Source organism: Gordonia sputi NBRC 100414 (assembly GCF_000248055.1).
Classification (GTDB): domain Bacteria; phylum Actinomycetota; class Actinomycetes; order Mycobacteriales; family Mycobacteriaceae; genus Gordonia; species Gordonia sputi.
On the sequence record NZ_BAFC01000083.1, the window covers coordinates 19,839 to 43,320 of the forward strand.

General features: G+C 65.5%; 17 protein-coding genes. 9 read left to right on the top strand and 8 right to left on the bottom strand.

Features of this window, described 5'->3' with window-relative positions:
• Positions 1–43: 43 nt before the first annotated feature.
• The gene (locus GOSPT_RS13580; protein WP_005206776.1) at positions 44–592 is read right to left on the bottom strand and encodes an FBP domain-containing protein; all 549 of its coding nucleotides are present in this window, start codon (positions 590–592) and stop codon (positions 44–46) included.
• A 418-nt stretch (positions 593–1,010) separates the two neighbouring features.
• Between GOSPT_RS13580 and GOSPT_RS13585 the strand changes: the two genes are divergently transcribed.
• The 4 genes from GOSPT_RS13585 to GOSPT_RS13600 all read left to right on the top strand — a co-directional run bounded on the left by GOSPT_RS13585 (position 1,011) and on the right by GOSPT_RS13600 (position 5,209).
• Entirely contained in the window at positions 1,011–2,294 is a 1,284-nt protein-coding gene (locus GOSPT_RS13585) for a GTP cyclohydrolase II (protein WP_005206777.1), read from the top strand.
• Positions 2,291–3,520: a URC4/urg3 family protein gene (locus GOSPT_RS13590; RefSeq protein ID WP_005206778.1), complete on the top strand. Its 1,230-nt coding sequence runs from the start codon at positions 2,291–2,293 to the stop codon at positions 3,518–3,520. Before GOSPT_RS13585 ends, GOSPT_RS13590 begins: the two co-directional genes overlap by 4 nt.
• A gap of 26 nt (positions 3,521–3,546) precedes the next feature.
• On the top strand, positions 3,547–4,179 hold the full coding sequence (gene upp, locus GOSPT_RS13595; RefSeq protein ID WP_005206779.1) for a uracil phosphoribosyltransferase: 633 nt from the start codon (positions 3,547–3,549) through the stop codon (positions 4,177–4,179).
• Between the two features lie 61 nt (positions 4,180–4,240).
• Positions 4,241–5,209 carry an arsenic resistance protein gene (locus GOSPT_RS13600; RefSeq protein WP_005206780.1) on the top strand — a complete coding sequence of 323 codons (969 nt, stop codon included), beginning with the start codon at positions 4,241–4,243 and terminating at the stop codon, positions 5,207–5,209.
• Between the two features lie 11 nt (positions 5,210–5,220).
• Here the strand turns inward: GOSPT_RS13600 and GOSPT_RS13605 are convergent, their stop codons facing one another.
• Positions 5,221–5,955, bottom strand: a complete 735-nt coding sequence (locus GOSPT_RS13605; protein WP_005206781.1) for a glucose 1-dehydrogenase — start codon at positions 5,953–5,955, stop codon at positions 5,221–5,223.
• A gap of 153 nt (positions 5,956–6,108) precedes the next feature.
• Between GOSPT_RS13605 and GOSPT_RS13610 the strand changes: the two genes are divergently transcribed.
• Together GOSPT_RS13610 and GOSPT_RS13615 are read left to right on the top strand one after the other, a co-directional pair.
• Positions 6,109–7,215 carry an NAD(P)H-dependent amine dehydrogenase family protein gene (locus GOSPT_RS13610; protein ID WP_005206783.1) on the top strand — a complete coding sequence of 369 codons (1,107 nt, stop codon included), beginning with the start codon at positions 6,109–6,111 and terminating at the stop codon, positions 7,213–7,215.
• Between the two features lie 10 nt (positions 7,216–7,225).
• Positions 7,226–8,068 carry a crotonase/enoyl-CoA hydratase family protein gene (locus GOSPT_RS13615; protein ID WP_005206785.1) on the top strand — a complete coding sequence of 281 codons (843 nt, stop codon included), beginning with the start codon at positions 7,226–7,228 and terminating at the stop codon, positions 8,066–8,068.
• A gap of 15 nt (positions 8,069–8,083) precedes the next feature.
• On the opposite strand, the gene GOSPT_RS13620 is transcribed toward GOSPT_RS13615, so the two are convergent.
• Positions 8,084–8,578 (bottom strand): nitroreductase family deazaflavin-dependent oxidoreductase, encoded by a 495-nt coding sequence (locus GOSPT_RS13620; protein WP_005206786.1) that lies wholly within the window; start codon positions 8,576–8,578, stop codon positions 8,084–8,086.
• A 113-nt stretch (positions 8,579–8,691) separates the two neighbouring features.
• Here GOSPT_RS13620 and GOSPT_RS13625 point away from each other — a divergent pair, with 113 nt between their 5' ends.
• The gene (locus GOSPT_RS13625; protein WP_005206787.1) at positions 8,692–9,213 is read left to right on the top strand and encodes a hypothetical protein; all 522 of its coding nucleotides are present in this window, start codon (positions 8,692–8,694) and stop codon (positions 9,211–9,213) included.
• 27 nt (positions 9,214–9,240) lie between these two features.
• Positions 9,241–10,176, top strand: coding sequence for a BadF/BadG/BcrA/BcrD ATPase family protein (locus tag GOSPT_RS13630; RefSeq protein WP_005206788.1), 936 nt, complete (start codon positions 9,241–9,243; stop codon positions 10,174–10,176).
• A 59-nt stretch (positions 10,177–10,235) separates the two neighbouring features.
• Here GOSPT_RS13630 and GOSPT_RS13635 read toward each other — a convergent pair whose 3' ends face one another.
• Positions 10,236–11,615, bottom strand: a complete 1,380-nt coding sequence (locus GOSPT_RS13635; protein WP_005206795.1) for a hypothetical protein — start codon at positions 11,613–11,615, stop codon at positions 10,236–10,238.
• A 139-nt stretch (positions 11,616–11,754) separates the two neighbouring features.
• Positions 11,755–13,731: a molecular chaperone HtpG gene (gene htpG / locus GOSPT_RS13640; RefSeq protein ID WP_005206798.1), complete on the bottom strand. Its 1,977-nt coding sequence runs from the start codon at positions 13,729–13,731 to the stop codon at positions 11,755–11,757.
• A gap of 212 nt (positions 13,732–13,943) precedes the next feature.
• On the opposite strand from htpG, the gene GOSPT_RS13645 reads away from it, so the two are divergent.
• Positions 13,944–14,696 carry a PIG-L family deacetylase gene (locus tag GOSPT_RS13645; RefSeq protein WP_005206801.1) on the top strand — a complete coding sequence of 251 codons (753 nt, stop codon included), beginning with the start codon at positions 13,944–13,946 and terminating at the stop codon, positions 14,694–14,696.
• A 1-nt stretch (position 14,697) separates the two neighbouring features.
• Here the strand turns inward: GOSPT_RS13645 and recD are convergent, their stop codons facing one another.
• Genes recD through recC form a run of 3 tightly spaced genes read right to left on the bottom strand, consistent with a single transcriptional unit; the run spans position 14,698 to position 23,467 of the window.
• Complete coding sequence (gene recD, locus GOSPT_RS13650) at positions 14,698–16,551, bottom strand: exodeoxyribonuclease V subunit alpha (protein ID WP_005206816.1); 1,854 nt, start codon at positions 16,549–16,551, stop codon at positions 14,698–14,700.
• Positions 16,548–20,054 carry a UvrD-helicase domain-containing protein gene (locus tag GOSPT_RS13655; protein WP_005206818.1) on the bottom strand — a complete coding sequence of 1,169 codons (3,507 nt, stop codon included), beginning with the start codon at positions 20,052–20,054 and terminating at the stop codon, positions 16,548–16,550. Before GOSPT_RS13655 ends, recD begins: the two co-directional genes overlap by 4 nt.
• A complete protein-coding gene (gene recC / locus GOSPT_RS13660) occupies positions 20,051–23,467 on the bottom strand; it encodes an exodeoxyribonuclease V subunit gamma (protein ID WP_005206819.1) in 3,417 nt (1,138 codons plus the stop codon). The genes GOSPT_RS13655 and recC overlap by 4 nt, the downstream gene beginning before the upstream one ends.
• Between the last annotated feature and the right edge of the window lie 15 nt (positions 23,468–23,482).

Genomic DNA, 23,482 nt, shown 5'->3' on the forward strand with positions numbered 1-23,482 from the left:
TCTCCGATCCCGGCCCCGTGGTCGTTGTCAGCGGGCTCGTGCGTCAGGCGATCTCGTCGGCTCCGGCACGTACGACGAAGCGTCGAACTCGGTCGCGTAGATTGTCGATCCTGTTGAGTCTCACCGCTTCCCGATCCTGACCGGCCATCGCCGAGGACGGCAGCCGGTGGACGTTGCGTGAACACTCGAAGTGCGAGCAAATCAGTGTGCCGATCGTGTCGCCGCGTCGACCGGCCTTGCCCACGCGCCGCGCAGTGAACAGCAAGACTTCGTTCGGGATCGAGACGTCTTCACACAGTGCACACAACACGCGTGTGCGTGGCGGCACCACGCCCGCCCGCAGGCGCAGGCCGACGAGACCGTCCGCGGTTTCGGTGTCAGACACATCGGAAGCGCCAGTCACATCGGAGACGTTGGCGAGATCGACGACCAGGTAGCCGATGGTCGGCGTCTTGGGGTCGCGCCAACCGAGGTATTCGAGCTGATCCCAGTCGAGCGTGTCGAACTCGGCGGGCAGATGGAGTTCCTTGCGTTCCCGTACCGAGGCATTGACGAGGGACGCGCGCAGTTGTTTTTCGGAGAGTTGTCGCATGGTGAATTCACCTGTTTCGTGAGTGGCGTGCCGTCCCTGGGCCCTTGAAGACACTGGAACCTTGGAGTCTGGAACCCCTGGAGACGGCACGAAGCAATGAGGACAGCCAGACCGGCGTACGAACGATCGCGCGCTCACCGAATACGGCGAGCGCGCACTCAGCGCAGACGGCTATCTGTTGTCGGCATGCACGCCGACAACCCCCTCACGCCGCACGAGGCGGACAGATGGTGCAGACACGTGCTCGAGTCTGCCGTCGACCTCGTGTCGCCGTCAACGTGATTAGCCAACCAACGGGTCATCGCTCGCCCGGCGCGAGCCCCTGGTTGTGGCTATGCTGGCGGTTTCCCGACGCGCCGAAGCGACCTCACGGTGGCTCCGACCGCGACGCCGGGGCCACCCGCGGAAGGAGCGCACCGTGTCAACCGACTCCGGCGCACAGGCCAGACCGACATCCGGGCAGCGTCTGCCCGGCCACATCAGACTGACGTCGCATAGCGGTGGAGTCGACGCTCCGTCGATCACCTGGGGAGCGTCGACCGCGGCAGAGCGTGGCCCCGTCATCGCCACCACCACGACGCGCGGACATCGCAACGTCGTCGGCACTCATTCGGGCTCGTACAGCGTGTATCGGGCGCTGGCTGTCGCAAGCGGTGCACTCTCGCGCGAACACCGCGCCGACCTCACCAACACCTCGCCCACCGACGTGGTCGGCCCCTACCCACAGTGGAGCGACCCCGAGGCCATCGTCAGCATCGACCCCTGGGGCGCGACGATCGCCGACTCGTTTCCCGATCACCTCGCCGCCGGGTTCGACGTCCGCCCGACCATCGCCATCACGAAGGCTCACGTCATCCTCCCCGAGATCGCCGAGGCGATCGCCAAGGGGCGCTTGGTGCCCGACAGCGAGACGTTGCTGCCCAACGGTGCTGCACTTGTGACCAAGGCCGCCGTCGAACCGGTGTGGTATCTGCCCGGGGTCGCCAAGCGATTCGGTTGTAGCGAAACGGAATTGCGTCGCGTTCTGTTCGAAGAGACCGGTGGTATGTACCCCGAGTTGGTCACGCGGTCCGACCTCGACGTCTTCCTACCGCCCATCGGTGGGCAGACCGTGTACATCTTCGGCAACCCGCGCGCCCTCGCCGATCCGACCGTCGAGCTCACCGCCCGCGTGCACGACGAATGCAACGGGTCGGATGTGTTCGGCTCCGACATCTGCACCTGCCGGCCCTACCTCACCCACGCGATCGAGGAGTGCATCCTCGGAGCACAACGCGGCGGCGTCGGCCTGGTTGCGTACTCGCGCAAGGAAGGTCGTGCATTGGGCGAGGTGACGAAGTTCCTCGTCTACAACGCACGCAAGCGACAGGTGGGCGGCGACACCGCCGACCAGTACTTCGCACGCACGGAATGCGTTGCGGGGGTGCAGGACATGCGCTTCCAGGAGCTGATGCCCGACGTCTTGCACTGGTTCGGCATCACCAAGATCGATCGACTGGTCTCGATGAGCAATATGAAGTACGACGCGATCACCGGATCCGGGATCACCGTCGGAGAACGTGTCGACCTCCCCGACTACCTGATTCCCGACGACGCACGCGTGGAGATCGACGCGAAGACAGCAGCAGGTTACTTCACGAGCGGCGTGATCCCGGACGCCGACGAACTGCGTAAGGCGAAAGGTCGGGGTCTGACCACATGAGGGCGACGGACACGGTCGTCGATCCCCTCGCGACCCTGCACAGCACCGACACCATCCGCGACCGGGCGACAACACTTCTCGCCCGCGCACGCGAGGGCCAATCGCACTGGTTCACCGTCGACGACGATGCCATCGGAACGACGGTCAGCCTGGTGGCGGACGTCACACGGGCACGCTACCCCGACCTCGACGTCCCGTTCCACAGCCGATGGCGCCACTTCGAGGCCGCGGGAGTCGACAGGGTCGCCGGGCTGGCGCAGCGGATGAGTACGTTCACTGTGGCTGAACGGATCAGCACGCGTATCGACCTCGCCGTCGTGAGTGTGTTGCTCGACGCGGGCGCAGGCCCGCAGTGGCACTTCGACGAGCCTGTCACCGACATACGCCTCACCCGCTCAGAGGGACTCGGCGTCGCCAGTTTCCACGCGTTCACCGATGGTCTGTTCTCCAGCACCGACGAGGATCCACTGCGCGTCGACGCAGCAGGTCTGCGAGCACTGACCGCTGACCAACTCGCGCAGGCATTCCAGGTGACTGCCGACAATCCGCTTGTCGGCGTCGAGGGCAGGCTCGGGCTGCTCCACGAACTCGCCGACGTGCTGGAGGCGACGCCGGGTGTCTTCGGGCAGGACGGCCGCCCCGGCGGACTGGGGAATGTACTGATCGGTGGCACCGATGGTGTTCGCGCAGCTGACATCCTCGAACTACTGCTCACCTACTTCGCGCCGATCTGGCCCTCTGCCAATCGGATCGACGATCGGCCACTCGGAGACTGCTGGCGGCACAGCGATGTCGGTGGCGACGGCGTCACCACCGGATGGATGCCATTCCACAAGCTGTCGCAGTGGCTGACGTACTCGTTGCTCGAACCCTTCGGCGACGAGGGAATCCCCGTCACCGGACTGGAGTACCTGACCGCGCTGCCCGAATACCGCAACGGCGGCCTGCTTCTCGACACCGGAGTCCTCGATCCCATTCCAGCCGACTGGTCGACACGCGAATGGCAGGTCGACGACGAGTTCATCGTCGAGTGGCGCGCGCTTACCGTGGCGCTGCTCGACGAATTGGCGCCACTGGTCTGCATCGAACTCGGACTCGACGCTGCCGCCACTCCCCTCGCGTGCATCCTCGAAGGCGGCACATGGGCTGCGGGTCGTGAGGCCGCCGCGCAACGGAGACAAGGACTTCCACCCCTGACCATCATCAGCGACGGCACGGTCTTCTGACCGTCCGAAGAACGAGAAGAGCACACATGGGCGGCACGGTTCACGTCATAGATCACCCGCTGGTCGAACACAAACTGACGTTGATGCGTCAGAAAGAGACCTCTACCAACGACTTCCGACGCCTCCTCGACGAGATCTCGACTCTGATGGCCTACGACGTCCTCGCCGACATCCCGATGCACGAGATCAAGGTCGAGACACCGATGGAGGTGACGACGGGACGAGTGATCGACGGCAAGAAGCTCGTCTTCGCGTCGATCCTGCGCGCCGGGACGTCGATCGCGGACGGCATGTTGAGCGTGGTGCCGGGCGCACGCATCGGTCACATCGGGCTGTATCGAGATCCGAAGACGCACATCGCTGTCGAGTACTACTTCAAGATGCCCAAGGAACTCGCCGAACGCGACGTCGTCATCGTCGATCCGCTCCTAGCGACAGGCCACTCGGCGGTCGCGGCGGTCGACCGGCTGAAGGAATATCAGCCGCGCTCGATCCGATTCGTCTGCCTCCTCAGCTGTCCTGAAGGACTCGCCGCGCTCCACGACACACACCCCGACGTCCCCGTCTACACGGCCGCGGTGGACCGCGAACTCAACGACGACGGGTACATCCTTCCCGGCCTCGGCGACGCAGGCGACCGGATCTTCGGAACGCAGTAGGCACACCCACCCGCTGCAGGGTGCCCGCCGGGCGGCGCCCTGCGTTGGGGACAATAGCCACATGCAGGCTTCCGCGATAGGTGCGTCGCTCGAACGCCATCAGGTCGCCGTGTACCTGTGCGCGTTCGCTCTCGGTGGCCTCGTCGGGGCGGCGGTGCCGGAGATCGGTAGTGCCGCAGAGTATCTGGTGACACCGGCGCTGGCAGCACTGTTGTTCTTGACCTTCCTGCAGGTCCCCGTATCCGGGTTGGCGACGGTGTGGCGCGACTGGCGTTTTCTGAGTGCGGTGCTCATCGTCAACTTCGTGGCTGTGCCCGCGCTGGTGGCGCTGTTGACCCTGGTGATGCCGGAGTCCGATCCCGTTCGCCTCGGGATGTTGATCGTCTTGCTCTGTCCGTGCGTCGACTACGTGATCGTGTTCAGCGGACTCGCCGGGGCCCGCAGCGACCGACTGCTCGCAGCGACCCCACTGTTGCTGATCGCCCAATTCCTTTTGCTGCCGGCCTATCTCGCGCTCCTCGGGGGCGGCGCCTCCCTCGGCACAATCGACCCGGCGCCGTTTGTGTCGGCGTTCGTCTTCCTGATCGTCATCCCGCTGGTGTGCGCCTGGGGAGTTCAGTTGTGGACACGCAACAGTGCACAGCGCGAATCGCTGGTCCGTCGACTCGACGTCGCCATGGTGCCGATGATGGCGTTGGTTCTGGCGCTGGTGGCTGCGTCGCAGGTGGCGCGCCTCGGATCAGATCTCTCGACGGTGGCCGGCGCGCTGTGGATCTACGTCGTGTTCCTGGTGCTGATGGCGTTGATCGGGTGGGCGGTGGGCCGACTCCTCGGTCTCGACACCGGATCGACGCGTGCCGTCTCCTTCTCCGGGGCGACACGAAACTCGTTGGTGGTCTTGCCCCTTGCCCTGTCGCTGGACGAAGGAGCCGACCTCGCGGCAACCGCGGTGGTGGCCCAGACGGCCGTCGAACTGGTCGGGATGGTGGTGTTCGTGCAGCTCATCCCTCGGATGATTCGCGACCGCTGACCAGACCCCCGCTATTTGTGCGGCACGTCGGCGGACAGCCCGCCGTCCATGACGAATTCAGCGCCGGTCGCATACGACGACTCGTCACTGGCGAGGAAGACCACGAAGGTCGACACCTCGCTGGAGTCGGCCGCACGGCCGAGAGGCACCTTGACCATGTCCTCGGGCAGACCCTCCGTCATCGGAGTCCTGATGAGACCGGGGTGGATCGAGTTGACCCGCACGTTGTGCGGCGCGAGTTCGAGAGCGGCCGACTTCGCCAGGCCGCGCACACCCCACTTCGACGCGACGTATCCATGTGCCCACGGACTTCCACGCAGACCTTCCACGGACGACACGTTGATGATCGATCCGCCGCCGGCAGCGATCATCGGATCGGCCACCGACTGGATTCCGAGGAACGTTCCCGTCAGGTTGACGTCGATGATCTGCTTCCACTTGTCGAGGCGGAACTTCTGAACCGTCGACCCGTTCACGATGCCCGCGTTGTTCACCAGAACGTTGACTTTGCCGAAGTCGTCGATCGCGGCTGCCACTGCGGCCTGCCAATCCTCCGGAGACGTGACGTCGAGGTGCACGTAGCGCGCGGAGTCTCCGATCGCAGCGGCGAGCGCTTTGCCCTCGTCGTCGAGAATGTCGCCGATCACGACCTTTCCACCCTCGGCGACGAGTGCCCTCGCATGCTCTGCACCCATCCCGCGGGCACCACCGGTAATGATCGCAACCTTGCCGTCCACACGTCCCATGGCGACACACGGTACCTGGTCGGAGTCTAAATGAGAACACGTTCTACCTATCTTCGTCGTTCCGTGCTCTACTGATATGGACACGAGTCCGGACAGATGTTCACTCGTGTCCACCCCTGACAGCTGTTCACCGCAGCAAGGAGGCTTCGACACATGACGATCAGCGTGGCCCTCGTCGGCACCGGGAACGCGGGGAGGCTCGCATTGACCCAACTCATCGACGACTACCGTTTCGAACTCGTCGGTGTCTGCGTGAACAATCCCGACAAGGTCGGCGTCGACGCGGGAATCCTGGCCGGAAGTGACAGCGCCACGGGCGTCCTCGCCGTCGACGATCTCGGCGCGATCGTCGAACGCTCACCTGATGTCATCGTCTACTGCGCCATGGGTGACACGCGCCCGATCGACGCGTTCAACGACATCCTCATGATCGTGTCCGCGGGTATCGACGTCGTCGGTTCGGCACCGGGCGGACTGCAGTATCCCTGGGGCGTCATGCCCGACAAGGCGATCGCCAAGCTCGAGAAGACCGCGCACGACAACAACGCGAGCGTATTCATCACCGGCGTCGACCCCGGATTCGCCAACGACCTCATCCCGTTCGTCTTCGCAGGAACCTGTCAGCGGATCGAGCAGATCCGATGCATGGAGATCGCCGACTACGCGACCTACGACGGCGCCGAGGTGATGTTCGACGTGATGGGCTTCGGCAAACCACTCGACGAGACGCCCATGCTCTTCCTCCCCGGAATCCTCGGACTCGCGTGGGGCACGACGATGCGGCTCCTCGCCGCCGGGCTCGGCATCACCATCGACAACGTCATCGAGCATCACGAAAGCGAGCCCGCGCCAGAGGAATTCGAGATCGCAGCGGGGGTCGTCGAGAAGGGCACCCGGGCAGCGGTGCGTTTCGAGATCATCGGCATGTCCGGCGAGCGCGAAGCCGTCGTGATCGAACACGTCACGCGACTGCGCGACGATCTCCGACCCGACTGGGCGCGGCCTTCGCAACCAGGTGGATGCTATCGGGTCGAGATCGTCGGCGAACCGTCGTACCGCGTCGACATCATGCCGACGAGCGCGAAGGGCGATCACAACCACGCCGCCATCGTGGCCGCGTTGGGACGCATCGTGAACGCGATCCCGGCCGTCCACGACGCACCCGCAGGTATCCGCACAACCCTTGATCTCCCGCTGGTGACCGGCAACGGTGTGTTCGTCGGTGCAGGCGCCCCGACCGGGGAGGTTGGCCTCCGGTAAGTTGACCCCCATGAGCGAGCAGACCGTCAGTGACCGTGAATGGAAGGCCTTCGAGGTCGATGTGGCCGACCAGGTCGCCGAAGTGCGCCTCACCGGTCCCGGCAAGGGCAATGCGATGGGACCCGACTTCTGGCGTGAACTTCCCGACATCATCGAAGCGCTCGACGCCGACGACGAGGTTCGCGCGATCATCGTCACCGGGTCGGGAAAGAATTTCTCCTACGGACTCGACCTTCCCGCGATGTCCGGAGCACTCGGCCCCGCATTGGCCGACAATGCAAAAGCCAAGCCCCGCACCGACTTCCATAACACAATCATCGACATGCAGCGTGCGATCAACGCCGTTGCCGACTCTCGTACTCCCGTCATCGCGTCCGTCAGCGGTTGGTGCATCGGCGGCGGAGTCGACCTGATCACCGCAGCCGACATCCGCTATGCGAGTGCCGATGCCAAGTTCAGCGTCCGCGAGGTGCGAGTCGGCATGGTCGCCGACATGGGTAGCCTCGCCCGGCTCCCCGCGATCATCGGCGACGGTCACCTGCGCGAGCTGGCTCTCACCGGCAAGGACATCGACGCGCAGCGGGCCGCCACGATCGGTCTCATCAACGAGGTCACAGAGACCCCCGAGGAGTCCCTCGCTCTCGCACGCACGACGGCCAAGCAGATCGCCGCCAATCCTCCGCTCGTCGTCAAGGGCGTCAAAGCCGTTCTCGATCACACCCGTTCAGCCGCAGTCGCCGACAACCTCCGGTACGTGGCCGTCTGGAACGCGGCGTTCCTGCCGAGCAACGACCTCACCGAGGCGATCACGGCGGTCTTCGAGAAGCGCGACCCGAAGTTCACCGGCTCCTGACGTCACGCCACACCATCACTGATCCGTGGTCCGGTCTTCTCGTTTGTCTGTGACGAGCGAGAAGACCGGAATCTTCCTGTCCGTGCGCTTTTCGTAGAGGTCGAAGTTCGGCCACGTCGCACGCAGTGTCTGCCAGGCCTGGGCGCGCTCGTCGCCGTCGAGTTCGCGCACCGACGCCACCGATGTCATCCCCTCGTGACGCACCTTGACCGTGTCCGTGGCGCGCAGGTTGTAGACCCACTGCGGCATATCGGGTCCACCGAAATACGAACCCGCAATCAACCAGCCGGTATCGGTGGGTGCCGCGAGCAGCGCCGTGGCACGCTCGACACCGCTGCGGCGTCCGCGCACAATCACCGTGATGTGCGGTAGGCCGGCGATATCGAGTAGGCCATAGCGCTGACGCGTCACGGCCGCAATCACCTTGTCGCATTTCACAATCTGTGGAAGATACCTCGGCATCCAGGGGATGGAACCGATCTTGATCGCCAGCGGAGTCAACAGGCCCATATGGCCAGTGTTCCATGTGGGCGGTTCATCGCCTCACGCCCTGTCAAGATCGATGTACACAGCTGTGGAAGCGGATCTGACCGTCTCGCCCGATCGGGACCACGATGACACGCATGAACCACGACAACATTTCTGGCCCGATCTCCGACGATCCCTTCGGCGCACCCGAAAGCGGACCAATACCCGACAACGGACCGACCCCCGACAGCGAACCGATTCCCGACATCAAGACCGCGAAGCTGCCATTCGACAGCACCGAGGAGTTGCGCCAACGCTGGCGCGCCCTCATGGGACCGCTCGGTTTCAGCGAACCTTGCCTCTGGATCGGGTTCATCGACAATGATCGCCTGGTCCCCGGGGCACTGCCGCGCATGACACTGCCGACCGTGCCCGACGCGCATCTCATCGACACATTGGTGACCCAGCTCCGCACGGTGACCGACGACGACGGGCATCTGTCGCTCGCTTTCCTGCTCACCCGCCCCGGTTCGGACGGGATCACCGCACGCGATCTCGGCTGGTGCCGGCTCCTCGCGAGTGCTGCACAACGCTTCGGCGTGCCCATCCTTCCGATCCACCGCGCCAACGACGTCGCCCTCGAGACCATCCCGATCCCCATCGAACGCGCCGCATGAGCGGGTAGTTTCGGACCGGGAGGTGCCATGACAACCGGACCGGGAAAGCGTCGCGTCAGCATTGATGGCGGACAGAGCGGCGCACGCGTCCGTATCGCCGTCGACGGTACGACGACCGACCACGACGACGGTCCGATCTTCACGTCGCGACCGGTCGTCGAGCAGGTCGCCGAGATCGCACGCCGTGCGCTCGCCGGCGCGCCGGTTCGCGCGACGACCCTCACCGCAGGTGTGTCCGGGCTGACCCCCGATCAGTCACGTCCCGAGGGATTGCTGGCACTGACGGCCGATCTCGGCGTCGACTCGGTGTTCCTGGTTCATGATTCGGTGTCGGCGTATCTCGGCGCCAACGGGTTCGACCACGGAGTCGTCACGGCGGTCGGAACCGGAGTGGTGACGCTGGGTGTCGGTGAGCTCGGTACGGCGAGGATCGACGGGTGGGGTCATCTTCTCGGTGACGCGGGCAGCGCCTACTGGATCGGCCGCGCCGGACTCGACGCGGCGCTGCGTTCGTTCGACGGACGCAGCGGCACTACCTCGCTGGAACGTGCGGCCGTCGACGAGTTCGGTCCGCTCCCCGAGTTGTACATGCGCATGCAGGCCGCGCCAGACCACGTCGCGTCGATCGCGGGGTTCGCCCGCATCGTCGGCCGGGAAGCCGACAGCGGCGACGGCATCGCGGTGGACATTCTCCGCAACGCAGCCGCAGAGCTGGCAACGTCGGTGATAGCGGCTCTGCGTCGTACCGGATGGCACGATGGCGATGCCGCCCGCGTGAGCTGGATGGGGGCGGTACTCACCCGCAACGACATGCTTCGCACGCACCTCAGCAACGAGATCAGCACGCGCGCACGGGGAGCCGTAGTCCAAGCGCCTCTGGGCACGTCCCTCGACGGCGTCGAAAGAGTCGCCGATACTCCGCCGGGGCACCCACTCGACATCGAGATCTACCGAGCAGGCTGACAAGGCGGGCCGCGACGTTTCCGTCGCGGCCCGCCTTGCTGGTGGTCATCTACAGTTCGTCACCGATCCGGGGTGAAGGTGGGTTCGGAGGCTGCGAGGTCGACAGTGCCACTGAGGTAGTCGCTGTCGGTGTAGCTTCCCGGACCGGATGACGTCGACATGTACGTGGCAGGCCACTCGACCCTGCCGTACACCTGCACACTGGTGGGAGCGTCATAATCCGGACTGAGCTTCAGTTCGTTGATGTCGCTCGGCTTGGTCCAGCGAACGCTTCCCGGTACGACCGACTGGTACAGCGACTGCGAACATCCCGGCTTGTCCTTCGACGCGATCGCCTGCGTCGAACCCGCGCAGTTCGTGAAGTACGTGTCGAGGGCTGTCGCCACCGCCTTGGTGCCCTGGTCGCTCAATTCGGGCCTGAGCATGGCCAATGACGAGTAGCTCGGCCCCAGCGGGAAGTCGGTCGAACCTACGGCCTTCACCGAGAAGTTCGGGTTGGCAGAACCCCACTCGACCGGTCCGGGGAACACGTAGACCTTGGTGTCCTTGCTGACGTCGATACCGAACGCGGTCAGTTGGGGCACGCGCGGGGCGTCGACGTCGATCGGGATCGTCCCGTGATCGACCATCCACTTGCCATCAGATTTCGTGAGGTCGAAGTCGATGTCGGCGTTGCGATCTCCGAATTTGTACGTGGCTTTCACGCTGGCCAACTTCGACGACGTTCTCGATGGTTCCCGCACGTTGATGTCCGAGATCTTTGCGGACGCCTGTTGCTTCTTGAGCGCCTCGTCGGTGAGGAGTTTCTCCGACGGCGGTGTTCTGACAACGCTCAACGCCTTCTTGGCGTCGCCGTTCGACAGACCGTCGAGATAGGTCTGGACTGCGGCCTTGGGCGAACCGCCAGGCCCCGAGTCACCCGTGAAGACGACGATCAGCGTCGCCACGAGGGCGATGATCACGACGAGGACGCCACCACCGATACCCAGGAGCAGAAGCAGTCGCTTGTTCTTCTGCTTCGATTGTTGCGGCGGCACTCCCCCGCCACCCATCGCTGGTTGCGCACCCCACGCAGCGCCCGGTTGCTGCCCATAGCCCTGCGGTTGGCCGTACTGGGCTTGACCGGCTTGGGCTTGACCGGCTTGGGGCTGGCCGAAGTTCGTGTCGTGCATCTGGTTCGGCTGCTGACCGAAGTTCACCGTCGGGTCGGTGGCCGTTCCGGTCGGCGCCGCTTGCCATTGCTCGTACCCGGGCTGTCCGTAGGGCGTCGACTGCCCGTACGCCGGTTGCTCGGGGCTCTGCTGCTGTCCGTATGGCGTGTACCCGCCAGCAGACTTGCCGTCGCTCGAGGCCGCTTCACCCCCGCCGGAAGGACCCTGCGGTGCCGCGCCCTGCGGCGTCGAATCACCCGGCTGAAACGGATCGTGCGGATAACTCACGGCGGCATCTCCCCTTGTCGTCGCCGACGCGGGCAGCTTCAGTGGCTCGTTGCACTCGCTGTCGGAATCGTCGGAATCGGACCAACCTTAAACGAGCTACAACGATCTGACGCAGTCGGGTCGGACAGGCGAATGATGGTCAGTCGGTGCCGCCCGCGGTCGCCACAGAGGCGGTCAGTGTTCCCGTCAGCAAGCGCGCGAAATCGGCCGGATCGTCGAGCTCCCCGCCCTCGGCGATCAACGCCATCCCATAGATCAACTTGGCCGTTGGGGTGAGCCGAGAATGGTCGGCGTCGGCCTTGAAGGCCGCGTTGAGCCCGGTGACCAGCGGATGATCGGCGTTGAGTTCGAGCGCACGCTTGGTTTTCGGCAGTTCCTGACCCGACGCACGATAGAGGCGTTCGAGTTGTGGCGACATCGAATACGTGTCGCCGACGAGACACGCGGCCGACTCGGTGAGGCGGTGCGAGAGGCGGGCTTCGCTGATGTCGGCGTCGAGCGCCTCGCCGAGCCAGGACAGCAGTTCCTCGAACTCGGCAGTGCGCGCATCCGTCGACTCGTCGGAAGTGCTCGTGTCACCGTCGAGTTCGTCGAGATCGACCTCTCCCTTGGCGATTGAGCGGAACGGCTTCCCATCGAATTCGACACCGCTCGAGACCCACATCTCGTCGACGGGGTCGTGCAGGAAGAGCACCTCGATACCCTTGGCCCGGAAAGCTTCCATATGCGGCGAGTTCTCGATCTGCTGACGGGATTCGCCGGTCAGGTAGTAGATCGACTTCTGTGCGTCGGACATCCGACCGACGTAATCAGCCAGCGAGGTCAATTCGTCTGCGGCGCGGCTTGTTTCGAATGCCGATGCCTTGAGCAGCGCATCACGGTTGTCGGCGTCGTTGACGAGACCTTCCTTGAAGACGCGACCGAAGTTGTCCCAGAACGTCCGGTAGTCGTCGGGACGGGCGGCGCGCATCTCATCGACGGTCGAGATCACCTTCTTCGTGAGTCGACGACGAATGGCTCTGATCTGTCGGTCCTGCTGGAGGATCTCGCGGGACACGTTGAGCGAGAGGTCCGCCGCGTCGACCACGCCTTGCACGAAGCGGAGATACTCGGGCATCAGCTCGTCGCAGTCGTCCATGATGAACACGCGTTTGACGTAGAGCTGCACGCCGCCGGTGCGTTCACGCATGAACAGGTCGAACGGTGCTTGCGACGGGATGAACAGCAGCGCTTGATATTCGAACGTTCCCTCGGCCTTGAGGGTGATGATTTCGAGCGGATCGTCCCACGCGTGCGCGACGTGGCGGTAGAACTCCTTGTACTCCTCGTCGGACACCTCGTCGCGCGAACGCGACCACAGCGCCTTCATCGAGTTGATGGTCTCGGTTTCGGTGCTGGTCGTGGTGACCGGTTCGTCGCCCTCGTTCTCGGCCGGAGTGGTCGTCGTCTTCTCGACGTCCATCCGGATCGGCCACGCGATGAAGTCGGAGTAACGCTTGACGAGTGCGCGGAGTTTCGTCTGGTCGGTGTAGTCGTAGAGGTGGTTCTCGGCGTCGGCAGGCTTGAGCGTCAGCGTCACCGACGTACCCTGCGGCGCGTCGTCGACATCAGTGATGGTGTAGGTGCCGTCACCCGTTGATTCCCAACGGGTTCCGGTCTGCTCGCCTGCCTTGCGGGTGACGAGAGTGACCTTGTCGGCGACCATGAACGTCGAATAGAAGCCAATGCCGAACTGTCCGATCAGCTCTTCGGTCGCCGCGGAATCCGACGCCTGCGCGAGCTTGGCACGCAATTCGGCGGTGCCGGAGCGCGCAAGCGTTCCGATCAGTTCTACGACCTCGTCGCGTGACATTCCGATGCCGTTGTCGCGGATGGTGAGGGTGCGCTCGGCGCTGTCATCAGCGCTCGGCTCGAGCGTGATGTGCAGATCGGAGGCGTCGACGTCGAGGTCCTTGTCGACGAGCGATTCGAGTCTGAGCTTGTCGAGCGCGTCGGACGCGTTCGAAATCAGCTCCCGAAGAAAGCTGTCCTTGTCCGAGTACACGGAGTGAACCATCAGGTTCAAAAGCTGACGGGTCTCTGCCTGGAATTCGCGGGTTTCCGACTGTGTGCTCATCAAGTGCCTCCGGATCAGTACGACTGTGCGCATTGTCTGCCGATTCGATGCCATCGCGACCACACGGGTGCGACGTGCGCGACATGAGAATTTTACCGACGCTGCGCGCAGTACCCTGAGGAGGGTCGGAGGGCGGCGAACCTCACCGCGCTCGGACACAATCGACCCAGCACCACACGACCGCAGCACCACCGAGCCTTGGAAAGCGAAGGATGTCGACGCCGCGCATCATGCTCGTTCACGCACACCCCGACGACGAGTCGCTGTGGACCGGCGGCCTGATCGCCCGCGCTATCGCCGCAGGTGGCGAGGTCTCGGTGGTGATGTGCACGTGGATGTCGGGCACTCCACGACATCGCGAGCTGCTCGACACACTCGGCGAACTCGGTGTACACGACGAGCCGATACTGCTCGACTACGCCGACCTGAAGGTGCCGGAGTCCGCGCCGGGACATCAACGGTTGACGGATGCGTCGTTCGACAGCGAGGTCGCCGAGCTGGCCCGCCACATCCGACGTCGACGACCCGACGTCCTCGTCACCTACGACCCGTATGGGATCTACGGGCACCCCGATCACATCAGGGCACACAGGATCACCTGTGCTGCCGCTGATGCCGCGGCCACCCCAACCCTGTACCGCGATGACCTGCCGGCGTGGCAGGTGCGCTCGCTGTACTTCGCGACGATCGCCGACTGGATGGTCGCCGAGCTGGCCGACACACTGTTCCCTCGACTACAGCCCGGCGACTTTCTCGGTACGCCCGCGCACACGCTCGGACTTCAGCTCGACGTATCCGAATGGATCGAGCACAAAGTTCGCGCGATCGAGTCGCATAAGACAGAACTGGCACGACGATCCACCGTCTCCGCGCTGATGAGTCTGCCGCGCGCACAACGTGATCTGGCCCTTGGCACCGAATGCTTCCTCCGCCGCGACCTTACCGCCGACGGCTGCGACCTCTGAGTCAGGCCAGTTCCCGGACCGCCGACCGCAACCCGCTCGCCCGATGGACACGGCGAGTGACGGCCTCGGCCAACACTTCTCGCGTTCCGACGATTCGCACACGAGTACGTGCACGCGTGATCGCGGTGTAGAGAAGCTCGCGGGTCAGCAGCTCCGATCCCGAGGGCGGCAGCACGATGGTGACACCTCCGAACTGACTTCCCTGGCTGCGGTGAATCGTCATCGCGTATGCCGGCGCGACGTCGGGCAGCTGCACCGGTGCGATCAGCCGCTCCTGCGCGCCACGGCGGAATGCGACTTCGAGGCGATCGGAATCGGTCTCGCCACCGGCACGAACCACCACTCCACAGTCGCCGTTGAACGTCCCGGTCTGCCGGTCGTTCGACGTCACCAGCAGCGGCTCACCCAAAGACCACACCATCGTGTCGAGCTCGATCCGCGGAAGGCCCGGCGACTCCGACAGCCAGTCGGCAACGCGTCGCTGCCAGCCACGCACGCCCCAGAGTCCCTCACGATGCGCGCACAGGATCCGGTGCGAGTCGAGCGCCGCCAATGCGGCGTCGACGTCACCGGTGTGTGCCGCGCGGTGCAGTGCCGTGCCCCAGGCGACGATGTCGTCGTGAACAGCGTCGAGCTTGTCTGGCGCGACGAGTTGTACGTCGTCGATGTCGGCCGAGGTGACGAGGTCGACGACAGCATCTGCGTCGCCACGATTGACCGCATCGGCCACGCGCGAGATCTGTCCGCCGAATCGAAAACCCCGACGCAGCGTGACCACTCCGTCTCTCAGACGCGCTGATTCGTCGGCATTCATCTCGATCGAGGGATCACCTGCCGTCGTCGCGGACGCCTGACCCGATGGTGGGCCGGGAGCGCGCTCGACGAGGTCGGCGAGGACCGCACCCGCCTCCACCGAGGCCAGCTGATGGGGATCGCCGACGAGAATCAGTCGCGCATCCGAGCGCACGGCGTCGAGTAGTCGGCTCATCGCGGTCATCGACAGCATCGATGTCTCGTCGACCACGATCACGTCGTGTGGCAGCTTGTTGGCCAGCCCGTACCGCGGCGTCGAGCCCGGCCGCCAGCCGAGAAGGCTGTGCACGGTCACCGCCCGCACCGAGGTGGGCAGCGTCCCGTCGAGGTCGACCGACGCCTGCAACTGGGCTGCCGCGCGACCAGTTGGTGCGCACATCCCGATGCGGAGGTCGCCCCCCGCGAGACTGTCGAGAACCGCCAGAATCCGAGCGACGGTGTACGTCTTTCCCGTTCCCGGGCCACCGGCGAGGATCGACGTCCAGTGCGAGGCGGCAACCTCGGCGGCGAGGCGCTGCCGCGGCTCTGCGGTGCTGTCGGCGAACACCTGCGCAACCTGCGCCCGCACCGCCTCGACATCGACGTCAGGTGCACTGGTCGCACGGTTGGCGAGCGTCTGGCGGATCGATTGCTCCTGGCGGAAGTACTTCTGCAGGTAGACCAACGGGCCGTCGTCGGAGTCCATCAACACCACGGGCTGCAGCGTCGACCCGCGGGCACCGACGACCAGCGGACAACCGCGCAGTTCGGCGAGCATCTCGGCGGCACTCGGAAGCGCGAGTGATTGCGCGCCCGGGAGTTCGTCGACGGTGGTGAGCGCGAAACATGTCGACCCGAGGCGCACCGAACGAACGGCGAGTGCGATGGCGACCTGAGCCGCGACCGCGACCGGCTCGCCACACATGCGGACCATGCGCGACGTGATGTGCAGATCGGATGCAGCGAAAAGGCCTGCGGCGTTTGCATCGGCGAGGATGCCGTCGGCGTCACGAACCCGCCGCGCATCGTCGATGGTCAGCACACCGGGATTGTCGGTGCTCACCGGTCGTCGCCTCCTTCGATGCCCGCGAGTAGATCCGACAACTCGGTGACCAACGCGGTGGGGATGTCCCATTCGTAGACCCCGCAACCCGGTGGGGTGTCGGCGCCCACCATCCCGCGCACGAAGTGGTACTGCACCGGACCGAGGTGCTCGGCAGGCGTGTAGCCGGGCAGTCGCCAGCGAAGATAGCGGTGCAGCGCAACGGAATACAGCAGTGCCTGCAGCGGATAGTGTGCGCCGATCATCTCTGCGGCCATTGCATCGGCGGTGAAGTCTTCAGCGCTCAGCTCGCCCGGACGCAACCGGTTGGTCTTGTAGTCGACGACGACGTATCGGCCGTCGGACGTGCGTAGCACCGAGTCGATACTTCCGGTGAGATAGCCGCGCAATGCGCGCGGCGGCATCTCGGCGAGCGACTCGGCGTAGGCACGTAGCGGATCCGCTTCGGGGAGATGGTGATTCATCAGGGCGGCGACGTCGGACAGGACCGCCGCGGCAGGCGTCGACGCCGCGTTACCGAGCGGGAACTCGAAGTCCAACTCTGCCAGCCGATCTCGCGGCCTGACCGACCACAGGGTGCCTCCGAGCGACGCCAGTGGGGTTGTCAGTACGGCACGTAACGCGGCGGCGAGATCATCGACGTCGACGTCGAGTGCGTGCCTGGTCGCGGACGTAGCACACAGTTCGCGGACATGGTCGTCGATATCGGGTGCTGCGGTGTCGACGTATTCGAGCACCTCGTGGACCAGTGTTCCGAAGGCCGCTCCGAATGGCATGCCGTTCATCAGCGACGGTGTTCCTTCGGGAAGCGCCGAGGCCTGTCCGGCTGCCGGATCCGTTGCCGCATAAGGATCGCCGGAGTCGAGAGTGTCGGCGGGATCGGCAGGCTCGTCGGTGATCAACTCGCCGTCGGCAGCGGAGCCGACCTCGGGTTCGCTGCCGGTTGTCAGGGTCGGATGTCGGTGCGCGGCACCGGCGATCAGGGCCGAGTACGAGGTGCGACGCCACTGCTGGTCGATCGTGCGAGTGAACCGCGCGACGTCGAGTTCGGGGCGGCTTTCGTCGTCATCTGGCGGTGTCCACACCGGTGCCGGCGAGTCGTCGGCGTGCTCGACACTGATCGACACCGGCGGATCGGCCGCGAGCGCACGCAGCGTCGACACGCACGTGTGGTCGTCCGGCACGTTCACCGAGGTCGGCACGGTCTCGGCGTCGGTGCCGCGTCGCGTCTCGCCTGCGTGTTCTCGGCGTCCGAACAACAATCGGTGCAGTGGACCCTTCGACGTGTTGAACGACGGTGCCCAGTGCATGACGACCTGTGACGAGGCGCGCGTCAATGCGACGTAGAGCAGGCGGAGGTCCTCGCCCGCTTCCTCCTCGTTACGACGCGCGATCCGCTCACCCCAGCCGCGAGTCCCCTCGCCACCGACGTCGAGGTGACGGCGACCGGCATCGTCGTGGTAGCGAAAGGTTTTCGGCTTCGAGACCCGCGCGGCGTCCCAACCGAACGGCACGTACACGATCGGGAACTCCAGTCCCTTGCTCGCGTGCACAGTCATGATCTGCACGACATGGGTGTCGCGGTCGAGACGTCTGGTCTGATCTTCGTGGCGCCGCCACTGGGATTCATCGGCGATGCGATCCGCAAGCCACTCCACGACACCTGCCAGCCCGCACTCGTTCTCGACGACGTGCTTGTTCACCAGCGACGCCACCTGCAGCAGATCGGTCAGTGCACGTTCGCCGTCCTCGATTCCGAGCACTCGGCCGGCGACGTTCTCGGCTGCGAGGAGACGCTGAGACAGGGCCGCGAACCCACCGTCGGCGAAGACTCGACCCAGTTCGGCGAACATCGATGACAGCTCCGCGAGGCGGGTATCGGAAGCCTCTGCGAGTTCGCTTGCGTCCCAACCGATCAGGGGCGTCAACGCGGCAAGTCGGACGCGGTCGGCGCGCGCCGGTTGCTCGATCGCACGGATCACCCACAACCAGTGCAGCGCACCGATCGTACGGAAGACGCTGGTCCCGGTGCCGACGACTGAGGCGATGCCGAGTTCCGACAGCGCTCGCTGCAGCGGCTCGATGGTGCCGTTCGTGCGAACGAGAATCGCGATGTCGCCCGGGGTGACAGCGCGTGGTCCGTCGCCGGTGTCGAGCCGGGTGTCGGAGGCGAGGAGCCGGGCGATGTCGTTCGCGACGTCGGCCGTGATCGCGGACCGGACGTCGGCAACCGAAGGGAATCCACTCTTCCCGCGGATGGTGAAATCGCTTCGCGACAGGGCGCGCATGCGCAGAGCCGGTGCACCGGAGATCCGACTCCCCGACCGCGCGGCCCGAACGGGGTGCACCGTGATCGATCGATCACCGAGGCTCGCGCCGCCGTAGATCCGATCCAGCGCGGTCACGAGGTCGGCATCGGAACGGTGATTCGTGTCGAGCGCACGGAGCGAATCGGCGACGTCGACGGCCGTCAGGTAGCTGCGGACCTCCGCACCACGGAACGCGTAGATCGACTGTTTCGGATCGCCGACGAGAACCAGTTGTCGATGCCCGTGAAAGCAGCGCCGCAGGATCTCCCACTGGAACGGGTCGGTGTCCTGGAATTCGTCGACGAGGATCAATTCGAACGAGGCCCGGATGCGCTTGCACGCCGCCTCACCGAACTCCGGGTCGGTGACGACCCGGTACAGGATCATCTGGAGGTCGTCGTAGGTCCGCAGTCGCGCGAGGCGCTTGCGACGTTCGACGCGGCTGCGCACGCGCTCGCAGAATCGCACGCGCTGGGTTGCGGCCGACGGTGTGGCGTCTGCGGTGTCGTCGGGTTGCGGCGCCAGCGGCACCCCCGCGCTCCGGACGGCCTCGCGCGCGATCGCCATCGCCTCGCCGACAGAAAACGGGGGGCGGTCGGCATCACCCGCATACGACGACAGGTACAGATCGAGCGCGGTCTGTTCGACGATGTCGTCGGTGTCTTCGACGACGTCGTAGATCAGTTCGCGTTCGCCGAGGAAACCCAGGGCTTCGAGCATCCGATTGCAGAACGTGTGTGTCGTCGCGATCGTCGAGGCGTCGAAATCGGAGAGCGCCTGCATGAGACGTCCACGGCGCGCGCCGATCTCGTCGGGACTCCCGGTCAGCACCGCACGCAGCACCGGGTCGTCGTCGCCGTCGCGATCGGTGTGCACGCGGGCCGGATCGAGCGCGACGACGAGGTCGGCGAGGCGTGCGCGCATACGCTCGCGCAGTTCGGCACTCGCCGAGCGGCTGAACGTGACCAACAGCAGCTTGTCGATCGGCAGGCCGTCGGCGATCTGTCGAGCAGCGACGCCGACAATCGCATACGTCTTACCTGTCCCAGCGCTGGCCTCGAGGACCGTTGTGCCGCCGGGCAACGGTGCTGCAACGTCGAAAGGCTGTGGTACAGAGCCCTCCAAAGACTGTGGCGCAGGGGCGGTTTCGGACCCCGGTGTCCCCGTGTCGGGGATGGTGTGCGCTTCGGTCATGACATCGTCTCGTGGTCGAGGAGTGGGTTCCAGAGGGCGCGGGCGAGCCTGGTGAACAGCGGCGCCTCGGCCTCTCCGGGCAGGATCAGCCCGGCCCACCGGGGGTCGTCGGAGGTCGACATCCGCAGGATCTCGTCGAATGCGACCGACGACGTCACGTCGGCCCCGAACACGAAGCGCAGGTAGGTGTCGGTGCCCGCGCCGAACATCCCGTCGAAGCTGCGTCGCGCGGTTTCCACCGCCGCGTCCGAACGGACGCCTGCGCGCACCTTGGTGGCGTACTCCTCCGCGGGTTCGAGCGGCAGCGGAATCGGCGAGCGCAACCCGAGGTCGCGGAGACGCACCAGATCGTTGAGCACGGCGCGTGCGTCGTCGGGAGCAGTGAGCATGGACTGGGCAACCGCTCCCGCGCCGCCGCGGCCGACGACGAGCGCCGACGGCGGTGACGCGTCGGCGGCCGACGCCGCGAGGAGCAGCAATCCCAGCCACGCGGTCAATCGCTGCTTGGCCCGCACACGGGAGTACGTCGCGGTGACGATCGTCGTTCCGAACGGCGAGTTCTCGACGATGTCGGCGATGCTGCCGTGGACGCGACGACCGTCGGGCAAGGTGACGACGACGTCGCGGGTGACCGGCGGCTGCGTGCGTACCGAGGCGACCGCGTCGTACACACGTGACACCGTTTCGGAGATCTCGACCAACTCACGGCGCCCGAATTCGTATGGAGGCAGGTTGCCACGTCGCAGCTCTGCTGCCTGACAGGTGACGAGATCGTCGCCCGCGAGCATCTGTCGTAGGAATCGGTCGCCGACGCCCCACCTGTCGAGAGCATCGAGTTCTACGTCGAGTTCGTCGGTGTGTGCCCGATCGTCGTCTGGCATTCGTGCCCCGAGTCGCTGACGCACGAAGCCCTCGATCGGATTCGCGAGGAACGCGACGAGGTCGCGCAACTCGATGTCGGTGGGTTCGAGATCGCCGACCTCGGCGTCGGACAATCGCGCGGACGGCACCGCGTCAGAGTCGAGAGCCTGTGCGCCCGCGAGCAACTCGGCGTCGAAGCTGAATGGTGTCGGAATCGAACCGATCGCGCCGGGGGTGAAATTCAACCGATCGAATCCGTGCAGGGTGTGGGTGATGACGACGTCGGAGGGGTCGTCGAGTCCTCGCAGGGTGGCGACACTCTCGGCGAGTTCGCTGACGACCACCGCGGGCGGGATGCGGCTTCCGTTCACCGGGTCGGCTCCGTTGTAGAACACGAGTAGCGAGTCCCCGGCGGCGCCGATCGCATCGAGGAACAGCTGCCTGTCTTCGTCGCGCGGATTCCGTTCCCCGACAAGCGGATCACGGCCGAGGACATCGTCGCCATCGGTGCGCTGTGCGCGTGGGAAAGTGTCGGCGTCGACTCCGAGGAGCACGATCACACGGTGTGGCACCGAACGCATCGGCACCATGGTGCAGACGGTCAGTTCGCCGGTCCGGAAGTTGGCGCGCGTCGGTCTCCCCGCCACCACCCCGGCCATCAGGTCACGGATGTCGGCGAGCAGCAGATGCTGCGAATCGGACTCATCGGCGTCAAGAGCGTCCGTTATCACCCGGACCGCCTGTGCCCGTTGCCATTCCTCGCCAGGATCGGACAGCGTGAGCTGGTCGACGACGTCGATCAGCGTCTGTTGCCACGCTGCACGGGAGGAACGACCGCCCATGCGGTCGAAGAGGTCTGCGAGCCGGTCGACGAATTCCGTGAACCTGCCGGCCAAGTCGATCTCGGTACTCTCCACACCCGCCAGCGGGAGCGCGGCGCCCAACCATTCGCCGTCGGCCTCCTCGGCGACTGCTCCGAGAGCGATGCGATCGACTCCGCTCGCGAAGGTCCCCTGACGGAAGCCGGACAGTCCGAATCGAGCGCGTTCATTCTCTCCGAGACCCCAGCGAATGTTGCTGTGCGCCAACCACTCCCGAATCATGTCGAGATCGTCGTCGTCCATCGCGAACCGGGACCGAACCGGCGAACGGCTCAACAGGTCGACCACATCTCCTGCCGCTGCTCGACTCGCGGCGAGTTCGACGATCGACGCCACCACGTCGAGGACCGGGTTCACCTGACGGGGGCCGCGGTCGGCCAGGCGCACTCGGAGGTTGAACGCCGGGTGGTCGAGGCCGGATTGACCGAAGGCACCACGGATGAGCGGCGCGAACGACTCGACGTCGGGACACATGATCAGGACGTCGCGCGGTTCGAGCGTCGCATCGTCGGCGAACAGGTGCAGCAGTCTGTCGCGCATGACCTCGACCTGCCGCTCGGCGCCGTGGCACGCGTGTATCTCGAGCGACGAGTCGGCCGCCGCCGTGGTCGGGTGCACCGTGTCGTCGCGCAGGTCGGCCTGCAGGCGCGGAAGCAGACGGCTCGAGTTGACGCCCGCCCCGGCTCGAGACTCGTGATAGATGTCGCTGTCGACGATAGGGGCGATGCGTTGCTGGAGTTCCTGGACATCGCGCGACAGCCCGGCGAGCAGCGGATGATCGATCGCGGGGATCGGCCGGTCGGCGCGACGCACCTGATCGACGGTCTCGGCGCCCGTCTGTGTCTTGGCGCGCGCCACCGATGCCCACAGCGCAGGCGACGGGTGCGGCAGAAACAGGTGCACATCGCGATGGCGTGCGAGTGCAGACAGTATCTGTCGGAATGATTCGGTCACTTGAGTCGCACCGAAGACACTGACGCGTTCGGGGAGGTCGACGGCATCGGGGTCGGCGCGGACGCGTGCGCACACGTCGTCGAGCAGAAGCGCGGGATGGTCGACGCCGACCCGTGCGTGTACCGCCCGCCAGAATCGGGCCTGCCACTTCATGTCCGATGCGAGTGCCGCCCCGGATCCGTCGGTGTCGTGGCCGTTGGCCCATTCGACAAGCATCGCGGGGCGCTGGCGTCCGTACCGATCGAAGAGGTCGGCGAGATGGCGAGCGGTGGCGACGCGTCGGCCGATCCGAAGATCACTGTCGCCTGCCGTCGCGGAGCGACCCGAACCGATATGTCGCGCAATGATGTCGAGTGCCGGATCGTCGATGTTCTCGTCGAGAACGGCGAGGACCTGCCACACCATTCGTGCTGGTTCCCAGGGGTCGTGACGACCGTACGGTCCTGCGTGCGAACGCGGCGTTGTACGGACGGCATCCACGACGGCTTCGCTCAGTGCCGCAGGTGACGAGAAGTCGATGTTCGCGGCGATCCCGTCGGTTCCGCCGGCGCCTGCACCCAATGTGGTCGCGAGGTGTTGGGTCAGCCATCGTTCGACGCCGCGCGCAGGCACTGAGATGACCTCGGTTGCCATCGGATCGGCAAGCGGAACCCGCAGTACGTCGGCGAGTGCGTCGGCGAGGGTATCGCTGCGCTCTGCGCGGTGAAGGGTCAACACGGGTGATTCCGACCG

What these genes read in the sequence shown, in the direction of transcription:
- GOSPT_RS13580 (WP_005206776.1), bottom strand. Translation starts at nt 592, where the DNA reads ATGCGACAACTCTCCGAAAAACAACTGCGCGCGTCCCTCGTCAATGCC.
- GOSPT_RS13590 (WP_005206778.1), top strand. Translation starts at nt 2,291, where the DNA reads ATGAGGGCGACGGACACGGTCGTCGATCCCCTCGCGACCCTGCACAGC.
- upp (WP_005206779.1), top strand. Translation starts at nt 3,547, where the DNA reads ATGGGCGGCACGGTTCACGTCATAGATCACCCGCTGGTCGAACACAAA.
- GOSPT_RS13600 (WP_005206780.1), top strand. Translation starts at nt 4,241, where the DNA reads ATGCAGGCTTCCGCGATAGGTGCGTCGCTCGAACGCCATCAGGTCGCC.
- GOSPT_RS13605 (WP_005206781.1), bottom strand. Translation starts at nt 5,955, where the DNA reads ATGGGACGTGTGGACGGCAAGGTTGCGATCATTACCGGTGGTGCCCGC.
- GOSPT_RS13610 (WP_005206783.1), top strand. Translation starts at nt 6,109, where the DNA reads ATGACGATCAGCGTGGCCCTCGTCGGCACCGGGAACGCGGGGAGGCTC.
- GOSPT_RS13615 (WP_005206785.1), top strand. Translation starts at nt 7,226, where the DNA reads ATGAGCGAGCAGACCGTCAGTGACCGTGAATGGAAGGCCTTCGAGGTC.
- GOSPT_RS13620 (WP_005206786.1), bottom strand. Translation starts at nt 8,578, where the DNA reads ATGGGCCTGTTGACTCCGCTGGCGATCAAGATCGGTTCCATCCCCTGG.
- GOSPT_RS13625 (WP_005206787.1), top strand. Translation starts at nt 8,692, where the DNA reads ATGAACCACGACAACATTTCTGGCCCGATCTCCGACGATCCCTTCGGC.
- GOSPT_RS13630 (WP_005206788.1), top strand. Translation starts at nt 9,241, where the DNA reads ATGACAACCGGACCGGGAAAGCGTCGCGTCAGCATTGATGGCGGACAG.
- htpG (WP_005206798.1), bottom strand. Translation starts at nt 13,731, where the DNA reads ATGAGCACACAGTCGGAAACCCGCGAATTCCAGGCAGAGACCCGTCAG.
- GOSPT_RS13645 (WP_005206801.1), top strand. Translation starts at nt 13,944, where the DNA reads ATGTCGACGCCGCGCATCATGCTCGTTCACGCACACCCCGACGACGAG.
- GOSPT_RS13655 (WP_005206818.1), bottom strand. Translation starts at nt 20,054, where the DNA reads ATGACCGAAGCGCACACCATCCCCGACACGGGGACACCGGGGTCCGAA.